This window comes from Psychrobacter sp. NPDC078929, assembly GCF_050267985.1.
In the GTDB taxonomy this organism is placed as follows: Bacteria; Pseudomonadota; Gammaproteobacteria; order Pseudomonadales; family Moraxellaceae; genus Psychrobacter.
Genome location: NZ_JBNNFX010000010.1, coordinates 18,060 through 31,432, shown reverse-complemented (window position 1 = coordinate 31,432; position 13,373 = coordinate 18,060). Strand labels below are relative to the sequence as shown.

11 protein-coding genes are annotated in these 13,373 nt (G+C 43.0%); 5 read left to right on the top strand and 6 right to left on the bottom strand.

What is annotated here, in order from left to right:
* Positions 1–249 precede the first annotated feature (249 nt).
* The 5 genes from ACQKCG_RS07300 (at position 250) to hemJ (ending at position 4,512) form a co-directional block, all read left to right on the top strand.
* Entirely contained in the window at positions 250–1,245 is a 996-nt protein-coding gene (locus ACQKCG_RS07300; RefSeq protein ID WP_101206061.1) for a DUF368 domain-containing protein, read from the top strand.
* A gap of 277 nt (positions 1,246–1,522) precedes the next feature.
* The gene (gene aciT / locus ACQKCG_RS07295; protein WP_227522969.1) at positions 1,523–1,915 is read left to right on the top strand and encodes an AciT family ciprofloxacin tolerance protein; all 393 of its coding nucleotides are present in this window, start codon (positions 1,523–1,525) and stop codon (positions 1,913–1,915) included.
* Positions 1,916–2,121: 206 nt separating this feature from the next.
* On the top strand, positions 2,122–2,628 hold the full coding sequence (locus ACQKCG_RS07290; protein ID WP_101206062.1) for an SCP2 sterol-binding domain-containing protein: 507 nt from the start codon (positions 2,122–2,124) through the stop codon (positions 2,626–2,628).
* Between the two features lie 245 nt (positions 2,629–2,873).
* Positions 2,874–4,037 (top strand): biotin synthase BioB, encoded by a 1,164-nt coding sequence (gene bioB / locus ACQKCG_RS07285; RefSeq protein WP_101206063.1) that lies wholly within the window; start codon positions 2,874–2,876, stop codon positions 4,035–4,037.
* A gap of 40 nt (positions 4,038–4,077) precedes the next feature.
* A complete protein-coding gene (gene hemJ, locus ACQKCG_RS07280) occupies positions 4,078–4,512 on the top strand; it encodes a protoporphyrinogen oxidase HemJ (RefSeq protein ID WP_101206086.1) in 435 nt (144 codons plus the stop codon).
* Between the two features lie 112 nt (positions 4,513–4,624).
* On the opposite strand, the gene ACQKCG_RS07275 is transcribed toward hemJ, so the two are convergent.
* The 6 genes from ACQKCG_RS07275 to ACQKCG_RS07250 all read right to left on the bottom strand — a co-directional run bounded on the left by ACQKCG_RS07275 (position 4,625) and on the right by ACQKCG_RS07250 (position 13,211).
* Positions 4,625–5,263: a hypothetical protein gene (locus ACQKCG_RS07275; RefSeq protein WP_101206064.1), complete on the bottom strand. Its 639-nt coding sequence runs from the start codon at positions 5,261–5,263 to the stop codon at positions 4,625–4,627.
* 263 nt (positions 5,264–5,526) lie between these two features.
* A complete protein-coding gene (locus ACQKCG_RS07270) occupies positions 5,527–6,018 on the bottom strand; it encodes a hypothetical protein (protein ID WP_101206065.1) in 492 nt (163 codons plus the stop codon).
* Positions 6,019–6,136: 118 nt separating this feature from the next.
* Entirely contained in the window at positions 6,137–6,853 is a 717-nt protein-coding gene (rph, locus tag ACQKCG_RS07265) for a ribonuclease PH (protein ID WP_101206066.1), read from the bottom strand.
* A 181-nt stretch (positions 6,854–7,034) separates the two neighbouring features.
* The gene (locus ACQKCG_RS07260; protein ID WP_101206067.1) at positions 7,035–8,834 is read right to left on the bottom strand and encodes an AMP-binding protein; all 1,800 of its coding nucleotides are present in this window, start codon (positions 8,832–8,834) and stop codon (positions 7,035–7,037) included.
* A 502-nt stretch (positions 8,835–9,336) separates the two neighbouring features.
* Complete coding sequence (locus ACQKCG_RS07255) at positions 9,337–11,064, bottom strand: AMP-binding protein (protein WP_101206068.1); 1,728 nt, start codon at positions 11,062–11,064, stop codon at positions 9,337–9,339.
* 353 nt (positions 11,065–11,417) lie between these two features.
* Entirely contained in the window at positions 11,418–13,211 is a 1,794-nt protein-coding gene (locus ACQKCG_RS07250; RefSeq protein ID WP_101206069.1) for a vWA domain-containing protein, read from the bottom strand.
* Between the last annotated feature and the right edge of the window lie 162 nt (positions 13,212–13,373).

Genomic DNA, 13,373 nt, shown 5'->3' with positions numbered 1-13,373 from the left:
TAGTATCAGTATATTAACCAGCTATTTGACAATGTCTGACAAGATTTAGCCATTTTCAGACCAGTTAGATGACTATTAAATGAATTAAAGACATGCCTTAGTACGTGATGATAATTAATAAAATCTGCTATGCAGACTGATGTTTAGCTAATGCCTGTTTTTAGTTATTACTCATTTTTAGATACTACTTATTTTTAGCTAATGCTTACTTTCAGATAACACTTATTTTTAAATGATAAAGGAATGCCCATGACGGCACCACAACCTCCACGGCCAACTCAGCCGTCAGCGCCAACGCCATTAGAGCAAGATACGGTACCTGTACGTACTGATAGCCCAAAGCAGCTGGTAGGTATCTATGTCAGAGGTATGGCCATGGGAGCAGCTGATATCGTACCTGGCGTCTCTGGCGGCACTATTGCGTTGATTGCAGGGATTTACGAGCGTTTGATTAACGCGCTTGGCAGTATCGGCCCCAATCTTTGGACGATATTTCGACAAGAAGGTGGTATTAAAGGGTTCGCTGCGATTTGGCGACAAGTAGACGCGACGTTTCTATTGTGTTTGCTACTGGGTATTGCCACTAGCTTTGCGACGTTGGCCGGTATCATTAAGCATTTATTGGACAACCAACCATTGCTTATTTGGTCATTCTTTTTTGGACTGGTCGTTGCAACGGTATTTATCTTACTCAGTGAGATGAAGCGCTGGAATATAGGACGTGTCGCACTGTTTGCGACTGGACTTATTGCCGCCGTAGTCATCAGTAGTATGCCGTTGCTTACGACCACGCCTAGCTTACCGTATCTGTTTTTTGCAGGGGCAATTGCTATTTGTGCCATGATCCTACCAGGGATATCAGGGTCTTTTATTTTACTATTGCTAGGCGCTTACGATGCGGTATTAGAAGCAGTCGATACGATGAATCTAAGTGCTATTTTCACAGTCATTGCGGGTATGGCGACTGGGCTATTGTTATTCACGCGCGCACTTAAGTGGCTACTCTCGCATTATTACCAAGCTACCTTGGCATTGCTGACAGGCTTTATTGCAGGCTCTCTAATAAAAGTATGGCCATGGAAAGTAGATGCGCTAGGCTCGTTAAATACTGAAGCCGTCCATAATGTCATGCCATGGCAATATCCTACTGGCGCACAGTGGTCAACGACAATAGGACTTATGCTACTCGGTGCTATTCTAGTTTCGCTATTATCGTGGTGGGGTAATCGTACCAATCGAGTCTAAATATTTAGCAAACTGTCAATCCTGTTTTCTATTTTACTTTGCTAGCTAACAAACACCCTCCCGAGCAAACAAAACCGTTTCCATATTCCTCAAAATAAGCGCCTGACCTTACGGCGCTTAGCCTAAAACCTAGCCATCAAATATCGCAAAACAAGCCAAAAAACCAAACGTCAACGGTTGTCGCAAAGTCGCCTGCACCCTCTTCAGCTTTACTCAATAACCTCTCATAATAGTCTCATTGGAATTCACCTTATGAATAGCGAGATGAATGATGTTAATGACTATATTTTCTTTTATCGGTGTAGAGGCATGGAGCGGCGCGGCATGGCTTGGTTATGGACTGCTAGCCAGTTTAGTAATGGTGCTAGCTTTGTCGTCATATCGTTGGCTACTGCTATATTTGTTTGGCGGTATGGCTTACTGGTTCACCGTTGAATTGATTCAAAATATACTAGCCGGTCGCCCTATGTTGATGGAGCTATCGTCATGGCATCGCTATATCATCGCTATGGGCATCAGTTGGTTACCGTTGGCAGCTTGGGTACTATATCGGGCATTACGCTATGATGACGTGAGTCAGACAGTTAGTCAGCAACGTGAGCTAGAAGCCGCACGTTATATCGAACACACTCCTGTCTACGATGATAACTATCAGCCACGTTTCCGTTAAAACCGTCCTATTTATACCTCTATTTGTCTATATCAATACCTTGCTTACGTCAGTGACATCGAATGTTACAAGATACTTAACGCTCTCTACTTAACTCCTAAAGAGTTGGCACCCTGTGATAGTTTATAATCCAGTTATATATTTGTCATAAAAACTGGTATAAAGTACGCTTTATTTTTATGCCTCATTTCTTTAGGAGTTCTGCTATGTTTACTGTTCCTGTATTAGATATCAAATCTGATCCATTAGATGCTTTATTGGCTGTTGTTGGCTATCGTTTGTCTATGTTAGCTGATAGCGATAACGAAGATGTCAAAGCATTATTCGCTGATCGTCAAGTTACGATTGAGTTTGCTAGTACTGAGTCTGATATCGCCCGCACTTTTAGCTTTGACAATGGACAATTCAGTCAACAAAGCGGCCATGCAAAAGAAGCCGATTTGACCATCACTTTCAAAGATTCTATGACTGGCGTTAGACTGCTAACCAAAGGTAGCTTGCCTGCCTTTATGACTGCTGTACAAGAAGGTAACTTGAGCATTGAAGGCGACTATAGCTTAATGATGTGGTTCAACAAACTTGCTAAGCATATCGTTCCAGCTATCCCAGAAGAGTGCAAACCATATATTCAAAAAGCCAAACCTTACGCTTATAAAGCACAGAAACTTGCTGAGCATTGGGTTGGTATCGCCAAGCACAAACTTGGCAAATAAAAAGAATGATGCACTGAGCGATAGGCATTGGTAGAATGGATGATATAGAACTAGATAGCCAAACGTATAGTTACTATTTATGTGCGCTACTGTGACAATTATACATACTGTCTAGCAGTGTTCTGATTTTCTAAAAAGGTTGCGGTATACTATACGGCAACCTTTTTTGTTACCTTATAAATGACAATAGATAAAAACATTGGTTTTATTTAATACCCTCTAATTCTTATAAAAGGACTTACCTTATGGCAGGATTGCTTAGCATCTCCGAACCTGACGCCACCCAGCCAACTGATGTAGCCACTCAGCCAGATACGACCAACAGTGATTTTTTGGCCAATCTAGCCACAGACGCGACTCAAACTGATAGTAAAGTTGCCACCACGTATAGCCGTGAAGAAATCGCGCAACTGTTTGACTTACCTCTAATGGACTTGCTGTTACAAGCGCAAACCATCCATAGAAAGCATTTTACTGCCAATGAAGTACAGATCAGCACGCTACTCTCTATCAAAACGGGCAATTGCCCTGAAGATTGCGGCTACTGCTCACAGTCAGGCCATCATCGCGACACTACCAAACTACAAGCAGAAAAACGCATAGAAGTTGATAAAGTCATCGCAGCGGCCAAGCGTGCCAAAAACAGTGGCTCATCACGCTTCTGCATGGGTGCCGCGTGGAAACATCCAAGTGCCAAGGACATGCCTTATGTGGTTGAGCTGATTAAAGAAGTGAAAGCACTAGGTCTTGAGACTTGCATGACACTGGGTATGCTTGATACCAATCAGGCAACACAGTTGGCCGATGCAGGATTGGATTATTATAACCATAACCTAGATACTTCGCGCAGCTACTATGAACAAGTCGTCAGCACGCGTAGCTATGATGAGCGTTTAGATACGATAGAAAACGTGCGTAACTCTGGCATTAACGTCTGTAGTGGTAATATCGTTGGTATGGGTGAGAGCCGTGATGACCGCATCGATTGGGTACTCGAGCTGCTAAAAATGCCAAAAGCGCCTGAATCAATTCCAGTCAACTTACTGGTGCCTATTGCAGGTACACCGATTGGTGACAAAGTATTGGCCGAAGGTCAGCTGTCTGTACTTGAGTGGATTCGCACTATTGCGGTCGCCCGTATTTGCTGCCCGACTAGCTACGTGCGTCTATCTGCTGGCCGCGAAAGTCTGTCAGATTCTGAGCAAGCCTTGGCATTTATGGCAGGTGCTAACTCATTCTTTTATGGTGACAAGCTTCTTACTACTGGCAACTCAAGCCAATCAGGCGACGACAGACTCATGCGTGAGCTTGGCCTTACCAAACAGTTTGCCGCACCAAGAGCGCCTAAAGTACTGCCTGTAATGGATGCGATGAATGGTCATCAAACACAAGTTGTATTGGCAGATTAAGCCCACGCTAAAAAATATAAGCTAAGCAAGAGAAACTATGATGGCAGATTATTTTAACTGGATTAAAGCGGCGCACATTATCTCTATGGTCTGCTGGTTTGCAGCGATATTTTATTTGCCGCGCTTGTTTGTCTATCATGCGATGAGCGATGATACTATCAGCCAAGAGCGCTTTATCATTATGGAGCGCAAGTTATATCGCGGCATCATGACACCCTCGATGATAGCGACATGGATCTTTGGTCTATGGATGTTGGGGCTGGGCTGGGATGTCTATAAAACCCAAGGCTGGCTACATGTTAAACTGCTCTTAGTCGTGCTGCTATCAGGCTATCATGGCGCTTGCGGCTTTTATCGTAAGAAGCTGATAGATAATCCACACTATAAAACACATAAATTCTGGCGCTGGTTTAACGAAGTGCCTGTTTTTGCCTTAGTGATTATCGTGATTCTAGTCGTGGTAAAACCATTTTAGCATCAGAAAAACCAATCAAATATACAAAACAAAAGCGTCCTTAACTTCAATGAGTTGCGGACGCTTTTTTATTCACTTATAAAACATGTTGTCAAACTGAAGATATAGAGCACTAAACACTAGGGCGCATAATTTGATAAACATTACTTAAATCATAAACGCGATAACGAGCTGGTTCACGGCGATTTTCGCCAGCATAGCTCAGTATTAATGCCTGCTTGGCACGCTCATCGACCCAACCGACAAACAGTCCACTATGCTCGACGCCATTGTAACCATGATTGATATAATAGAGCCAGTCGCCTGCTTCAATCTCACTGCTACTAGCATAGGGCCCTTGCGCATAAGTGCCTTTGTGTATGGTATTACGCGATACCCCTGCCCGATTGAATACAGCATTTAAATAGTCCCAGCAGCCACCCTGAATAATCGTGCGCTCGTTAAGTGCCATTTTGCGTGCGGTACTGACCACATCACGTGCTGCCATACTACTTTGCTTCTCTGCATTGCTCAGCAGCGGTAGGTACTCGCTATCAACATTGTCATAGTTCCCTGACAAAAATGCTGGTAAGACTGTAGGTGCTGAACGCTGTACCTCAGGATAACGATAGGACGTATTCATCGTTGGTTGAATGGATTTTTGGGCGATAAGCATACTCATACTATCTGCATGGGCTTGCCCTACCATGCCGCAGGTAAATAGTAAAAACCCGCACGACACGGCAACTGACGGTATAGACAAACGCAGCATGACTAACTCCTTGTCAACTAGATCCCAATGACAGTATCAATAATAAGAAGGATAAATTTTATAATCCTACTTATAAACCATTTGCGCACAAATCTGCAAGCACTATTCGCCTGCGATAGGTGATAGACGGTATAAACATACTGATGAATGACAATATTGGAGAGGCGCGTCGAGTGAGATTTAAAATGATATTTGAGTTTGAAGTTTGGATAGCACGAGGATAGTAGCTATGCTTTCATAGAGTATGAAACTGAAAAATGATACTAATTACTCTTCATTTTGATATTTACATGGCGTTTCGTTAGCGCTTGCCCTTCTAAGATAGCTTTCGCAGCTTTTGCTTCTTGAGCACTCTCGAAACCAGTAATATGATATTTGCGAACGTCACTGCTATCGACAATCTGTAATTGCTCGCCAATCAGCGTTATCTTATCACCATCCGTTAAATGAATATGCTCACGCTTACCTAGATTGTCATGGACCAACTCGCCAGCCCTTACCCATAATGTGCCACTGCTAATCATACCGCTCATGGCTTTTTTATGCTGTTGGCGCTTTTTATTAAAAATGAAGCTACCAATGATAAGCAGTGCAAGCGCACCGATGGCTAGACGCTCAGGCAATAGGCTCATCGCCATGGCGACTGCTACGGCCCCGACCAATAATGCAGAACCAAACCAAAACATGCCATTATCAGCAGCATTCGATTGCCCTTGTAAGGTGATTTTGGCGCCATCATCAGTCAGCTTTAGCATGTGTTGTTACCTATTACGTAATGTACGAATATTTTCTATTAAAAAACTGCCTATTAGCAGCTAACAGGCAGTTATTGACACTAAAAACAAAGACAGTGTGTTGTATTTAAACGCTAGTCTACCAACCAAGCGCCGTCTGTTGCATTTTAATCAATTCAGCAATGCCTTTTTCAGCTAACGACAGCATAGCATCTGCTTGTTCACGAGTGAACGGCTTTTCTTCAGCAGTACCTTGTAGCTCAATGTACTCGCCTTTTTGGGTCATCACAACGTTCAAATCGGTATCGCAGCTAGAGTCTTCTTCGTAGTTCAGATCAAGATACGCTTCGCCATCTTTCATACCAACAGAAACCGCAGCAACCAGTCCGATTAGCGGATCTGCTTTGAGTTTCTTGGCCTTTTGGATACTCTCTAGCGCATCGATAAGCGCAATCGCAGCACCAGTGATACTCGCCGTACGAGTACCGCCATCCGCTTGCAACACATCACAATCAAGATAGATGGTGTTTTCACCAAGTTTACTCAGATCAATCATGGCACGTAAGCTACGACCAATCAAACGCTGAATCTCTTGCGTACGACCTGACTGCTTACCGCGAGCTGCTTCACGCTGATTGCGCGTGTTGGTCGCACGTGGCAACATACCATACTCAGCTGTGATCCAACCTTTGCCTTTACCCTTGAGCCAGCGCGGCACACCAGATTCTACACTGGCAGTACATAGTACTTTGGTATCGCCAAAACTTACCAGTACTGACCCTTCAGCATGCTTCGTATAATGGCGCTCAAAGCTGATCGAGCGAAGTTGGTCAAGCTCACGATTGTCAATACGCATAAAAATTCCTAGTACAATGTTATAAAAGCAGTGTCATAAAAATACCTATCAGTCGTTAGTAAACACATTGATAGATATGTAGTCGACTAAAATCTTAAGATATCCTAACGTGACAACGGCGCAATAGCAAGATTCGCTCCTGCCATTACGCCACCGTTATCAACAGAATGTCAGATATAAACTATTCTAACCCTTCCATCTTACGCAATTCCTTACGTAGGATTTTGCCAACGTTCGACTTTGGTAATTCGTCGACGAACTGTATATGACGTGGGCGCTTATAGCCAGTCAGTTGTTTTTTGCCATATTCTAGTAGCTCTTTTTCAGTCACGTTGCCTTTTTTGACCACAAACAGCTTTGGCTCTTCGCCGCGATCATCGTTTGGAACACCAATAGCACCGCATTCTACGACTGCTGGATGTTCACTCATCGCCTCTTCAATTTCGTTTGGATAGACGTTGAAACCAGAGACTAAAATCATGTCTTTTTTGCGATCGACAATTTTGATAAAGCCTTTTTCATCCATGATGCCGATATCGCCAGTTTTGAAGTAACCACTAGCTGTAAATGATTCAGCGGTTTCTTTCGGACGATTCTGGTAACCAATCATGACCTGTGGGCCTTTTACGCAGATTTCACCGCGATCGCCCATGGCTACTATATTTTCGTCATCATCAATGAGTACGATATCGGTACTAGGCGCAGGAATACCGATTTTTCCGGTAAATTCTGCAATAGTCATCGGATTAAATGCTACGACAGGTGATGTCTCAGATAGACCATAACCTTCAACGATAGGCAGGCCAGTGATTTTGTGCCACTCTTTCGCTACGCTAGGCAATACTGACATACCGCCGCCGATAGATGCTTTTAGATTAGAAAAGTCCAAATCAGCAAAGTTATCTTTGTGTACTAAGCCGTTAAACAAAGTATTCACGGCAGGGATAAACGCCGGCTTGTATTTAGCCATCTCTTTGATAAGCCCATCAAGATCGCGCGGATTCGGAATGAGTAGCGAGGCATAACCTTGGTACATGCTACACATACCGCAGACCATAAATGAGAATACATGATATAGCGGCAGTGCGGTCAAAATCACATCTCTACCATCTATATCATCATCAAATGCACTGTTCATCAGCGCACTGACCTGTAGCATGTTGGCGACTAGATTACCATGAGACAGCATTGCGCCTTTCGCTACTCCTGTCGTACCACCGGTATATTGCAGCAAGGCCACATCGCTTAAGTTCAACTCAGGGCGCTGGTACTTACTGGCTGACTCAGCATTTAAGGCATGCTTGAAACTCACGCTATTCGGTATGCCATAAGCAGGAATCATCTTTTTGACATGACGAGCCACAAGGTTAACCACAGCTCCTTTAATCGTACCTAGCATATCACCAATGGTACACACGACTACATGCTCTACCTGACCTTTGTCTTCGGCCTCTTGATACGTTTTGGCAAAGTTTTCAACAATAAATAGCGCTTTCGCACCACTGTCATGCAACTGATGTGATAGCTCACGGCTGGTGTATAGAGGGTTTACATTGACCAACACCATCCCTGCACGAATGATACCCAAAGCGACCACTGGATACTGCAAGACATTGGGCATCATGACTCCAACTTTATCACCTGCGACCAGTCCTATTGACTGCAAATAGCTAGCAATCTGGCGACTATATAGATCTAATTGCTTAAAAGTAATCGATGAGCCCATGCAGATATAGGCAGGTTTTTGGCCATAACGGCTAAAATTACGCTCGAACACATCCAGTAAAGAGGTATTGTCTTCTGGCATCTCGATAGTAGCATCGATGCTATAGCGCTCATAAGCGCTCAGCCACGGACTATCACTGTCGATGGTCGGCATAGTAGGAAACGCATTGCTTTGATAAACGTCGTTAGTAGTATTGGCTTTATCGTCAGTTGCAGCGCTATTATCTGTCGTTTTTTTATTAATATTATCCGTCATAATTCTCCCTAAATGTTACTGTTAAAAACATTGAATATGCTAATGGAAACACCATTTTTTATGATTATCGCTGACAGCAGAAGCTTATGAATAAGAAATAGATAAGTATGATCGGGTTTGTCATTCATAAGCTTTGCGAATTAAAGTGTGTTACTGGGTCTATGATACTACCACTCAGCACGACCAAGTCGAGAACAATCTTTACTACCATGATTTTGCCTGTTATTTTGAGCAAAACCAGTACGATTTTTTGGACAAAAACAAAAATACGTCGATGGGCACTATAGCAGTTTTAATAGATATTCTCTATTAATAGTAGCTGTCATCCGCAAATGTTAAAAGCGATAAAGACAAAAAAATGATAAGACAGCATGGTTGCAGCCTTATCATTTTTGGTTACTACTTTAGTTACTACAGTATCTAATCGAGCGACCCTTTCACATGTGTCTTTGGTTAATACACGCATCTATCAAACAACTATCTAGGTGCGTGGATCAGCAAATTAACCGTGGTTTTTTTCTTCAAGTACGCGTAGGTCTTTACGCAAAATCTTACCAACGTTCGATTTTGGTAGCTCGTCAATAAACTCAACACGACGAGGACGCTTATAACCTGTTAAGTTCTCTTTACCGTACTCAAGAACTTCTTCGGTAGTCAGACTTGAATCGTTACGGACAACATAGATCTTAGGAATCTCACCACTTTTCTCATCTTCGATACCGATGACGCCACATTCTAAAATCTTAGGATGGCCAGCCATGACTTCTTCGACTTCGTTCGGATAGACGTTAAAACCAGACACCAAAATCATATCTTTTTTGCGATCAACGATGGTCACATATCCGTTGTCAGCCATGATACCGATATCACCAGTACGGAAGAATCCATCTGCTGTCATGACTTCGGCAGTAGCATCTTCACGGTTCCAGTAACCTTTCATGACCTGTGGACCACGAACACTAATCTCACCGCGCTCACCAAGTGCTACTTCATTACCTGCATCATCTAAGATCGCCACATCGGTTGCTGGCATAGGGACACCAATAGTGCCAGTGAATGTCTTGCTGTTGCTAGGGTTAGCGGTCGCGACTGGTGATGTTTCAGACAAGCCATAACCTTGAATAATAATATTACCTGTCACTTGGCGCCATTTTTCGGCTGTTGGGCTCAATACTGCCATGCCGCCGCCCATCGATTGACGCAGCTTGCTATGATCCATCGCGATAAATTCTTCGTTATTAGCAAGCGCGTTGAACAACGTGTTTACCGCTGGGAAGAACGCTGGTGGATTGGCTTTATATGCTTTTAACAAGCTATCAAGATCGCGTGGATTTGGTACTAATAATACAACACAACCGCGATACAGACCGAACATACCACATACGGTGAATGAGAAAATATGATACATCGGCAATGCCGTCATAATCACAGGTTGCTCACCTCTTTGATCGAAATCATCAAAAGCGGTGCCCAAAAAGGTATTAGACTGAATTAAGTTTGCCACCAAGTTTTTGTGCGTTAGCATCGCACCTTTTGCCACACCCGTTGTACCACCGGTATACTGTAGGACGGCGATGTCATCAAGTGTGATATTGGTTGGGCGCTTATATTTGCTAGCAGTGACTTGCTTTAGTGCTGTTTTGAAGCTGATGCTATTAGAAATACTATAGTCTGGCACCATTTTTTTGACATGGCGGACGACCGTATTGACCATAAAGCCTTTGAGCGTACCCATCAAATCGCCCATACCCGTAATCACGACTTTATCGACCACATTGCGACCGATGTCTTGATAGGTTTTAGCAAAGTTTTCGACCATGATCAGCACTTTGGCTTCTGAATCAGTCAATTGATGCTCGAGCTCTCTGGTAGTGTACAGAGGGTTGACGTTGACTAAGGTAAAGCCTGCACGTAGTACAGCGATGACAGAGATTGGTAACTGCAAAATGTTGGGCATCATGACCGCAACTTTATCGCCTTTAACCAATCCTAATGATTGTAGATAAGCGGCCATTTGACGGCTGTATAAATCTACTTCTTGGAAGCTTAACGATGAACCCATGCAGATATAGGCAGTTTTATCAGCATTTTCAGCGAAGCTTTTTTCGAAAATATCGATAAGTGACGTATTGTCGGCTGGCAATTCAATGTCATACTCCAAACCAAGTTCTTCATACGTTTTTAGCCAAACTTTATCGTCACGACGGGTTAAGTTTCCTTGATTTTCCATAATCTTTTCTCTCCTAGTAATAATACATTACCGTCAACCCACGCCAATCACAGTGTGATAAATATACAAAACGTCAGAGTCTTGCCTATCGTTATGATAAAAAGCAAGGCTGCGATATATTTGTATAGTGCTGAGCGAACAATATAGCGGTAAATAGCCCTTTGTTCATTAACATACACACTTTATACATAGTACTCAATACAAAAGATTGCTACACCAGTTCTCAAATAGGCTTGACGCTCAATATCCCTATAAATATCAACATATTAGATTAAAAATATCAGTCAAGCTATTAGAAAATATGACCCTTAACTTCTGCTTCATAATGACCATCCCGACACGATATCTGTTCACTATTGGCTATTTTTTAGCGCACTCGCCAGCTCAGTTAACGTCACAAAGTTGCGACGAGTACCATCAGTATCGCTACTTGGTCTATCTGCGATACTACTTTTGGCAAGCTTAGTGCTATCACTGTACTGCCAATCATTAATATAATCGCTTTGAGTCAAGCGTTGACCGAACCCTGCTACTGCCATCGCAAACTGAGTATCGATACTGGCTTTGTTTAAAGCGTGGCTAGCTTTATTAATCGGTTGGCTAATCAGTTTAGAGCTACCACCTGTCGGTGCTTTATAACGAATTTTTAGATAGCCAAGCTCATTAGAGTTCTGTTTGTTATTCGAACTAATACTGGCATTGCTATTAGCATAACGGCGATCGCTGTATAACCCTTTTTGACCTTTTGGTGTCACCTCAAACAAAGCGATAACCGCCTTACCTGCCCCAAGCTCACCTGCATCAACTTTGTCATTATTGAAGTCTTCTTCAGCCAGTACGCGATTTTCATAACCAATTAAGCGCCACTCACTCACCACATCAGGATTAAACTCAACTTGGACTTTTACATCCTTGGCAACGGTGTTGAATGTCGCGGCTAACTCATCGCCAAAGACTTTTTTCGCTTCAGTTAAGCTGTCAATATAACTATAATTACCATTGCCGTTGTCCGCCATCTGTTCCATCATGTGATCATTCAGATTACCACGACCGAAGCCAACGGTAGACAAAGAGATACCGCGATCGCGATTGGCTTTGACCAAATCCAGCATCTCATCGACATCACTAATACCGACATTAAAATCGCCATCCGTTAACATCATGATTCGATTGATACCGTTCTTTTTTAGTCCTTGCTCAGCTTGTCTGTAGGCCAATTTAAGAGCATCTTCCCCATTGGTTGAGCCTGAGGCATTTAATCCCTCGATCGCAGCCAATATTTTTGCTTTTTGGTCACCGCTGGTCGCAGGCAATACCACACTAGTACTACCTGAATAGGTCACGATACTGATGCTGTCTTGGGCGCGCATTTGCTCTGTCAATAGCTTAAGCGATGACTGTGCCAATGGCAGCTTATCGCGTGACGACATAGATCCTGACACGTCTACCAAAAATACGAGATTGGCAGGTGGCATAGATTGCTTATCCGTTTTTTGCGACCAGCTACTATCAACGGCTTTGATACCAACTTTGACGATTTTATTATCCTGATCTGCTCTATCCCAAGGTGAGTCCACTACCTCAGTTGATATAACAAACGGGGCACTACCTAAGCGTTTGCCATCATCAAATTGATAGTTAAAATAATTAATCAATTCCTCTACGCGTACGGCATTAACAGGTGGTAGTTGACCCTCGTTTAGATAGCGGCGCACATTGGCGTAGCTGCCCGTATCGGTATCGATAGACAAAGTTGATACCGCCATATCCGTAGTTCGATGTACAGGATTGGCGGCGTTTTTTTGATAGTTGTCTTTTGCCTCTGGCGTGACTATGATGCTCGGTGATGGGCGTACGATACCTGTCTGTGCCGCAGAACGTATCATCATCTGTTGACTGATGACTGATGGCCTCACACTGGGTGATGCCATGATAGACTCTGACATCACTGCTGCATCTTGATTGACTGTGCTGCTTGTCTCGGCTGGTAGCGTTTTGCTCATTTGTGAAGGGCTACAGGCTGTCAATCCCAGACTGGTTATAGCAGTAATCAATAGTACATTTCTAGTAGCGTTTTTCCCTAGGTGCTTACTTTCGTTTTTTAGCATTTTAGAGGCGGAAATTTTAGATAAAGTGTCAAATGACATAACAGAAATTCCTTATTGTAAGATAATTCAGTAGCGACTTGTCCGTGTCAATATATGGTTAACGCTATTTAAATAGGCAAATCAGCCGCCTTATTCAGTCTATTAACTGTCATACTTTCAGTTATTAGTTTTGCATTAGAACTATTTTGAACCTACTGTTTT

Excerpts from the sequence above, each read along its gene's own strand:
- ACQKCG_RS07290 (WP_101206062.1), top strand. The coding sequence starts at position 2,122 with ATGTTTACTGTTCCTGTATTAGATATCAAATCTGATCCATTAGATGCT.
- hemJ (WP_101206086.1), top strand. The coding sequence starts at position 4,078 with ATGGCAGATTATTTTAACTGGATTAAAGCGGCGCACATTATCTCTATG.
- ACQKCG_RS07275 (WP_101206064.1), bottom strand. The coding sequence starts at position 5,263 with ATGCTGCGTTTGTCTATACCGTCAGTTGCCGTGTCGTGCGGGTTTTTA.
- ACQKCG_RS07250 (WP_101206069.1), bottom strand. The coding sequence starts at position 13,211 with ATGTCATTTGACACTTTATCTAAAATTTCCGCCTCTAAAATGCTAAAA.
- ACQKCG_RS07270 (WP_101206065.1), bottom strand. The coding sequence starts at position 6,018 with ATGCTAAAGCTGACTGATGATGGCGCCAAAATCACCTTACAAGGGCAA.
- aciT (WP_227522969.1), top strand. The coding sequence starts at position 1,523 with ATGACTATATTTTCTTTTATCGGTGTAGAGGCATGGAGCGGCGCGGCA.
- rph (WP_101206066.1), bottom strand. The coding sequence starts at position 6,853 with ATGCGTATTGACAATCGTGAGCTTGACCAACTTCGCTCGATCAGCTTT.
- ACQKCG_RS07300 (WP_101206061.1), top strand. The coding sequence starts at position 250 with ATGACGGCACCACAACCTCCACGGCCAACTCAGCCGTCAGCGCCAACG.
- ACQKCG_RS07255 (WP_101206068.1), bottom strand. The coding sequence starts at position 11,064 with ATGGAAAATCAAGGAAACTTAACCCGTCGTGACGATAAAGTTTGGCTA.
- ACQKCG_RS07260 (WP_101206067.1), bottom strand. The coding sequence starts at position 8,834 with ATGACGGATAATATTAATAAAAAAACGACAGATAATAGCGCTGCAACT.
- bioB (WP_101206063.1), top strand. The coding sequence starts at position 2,874 with ATGGCAGGATTGCTTAGCATCTCCGAACCTGACGCCACCCAGCCAACT.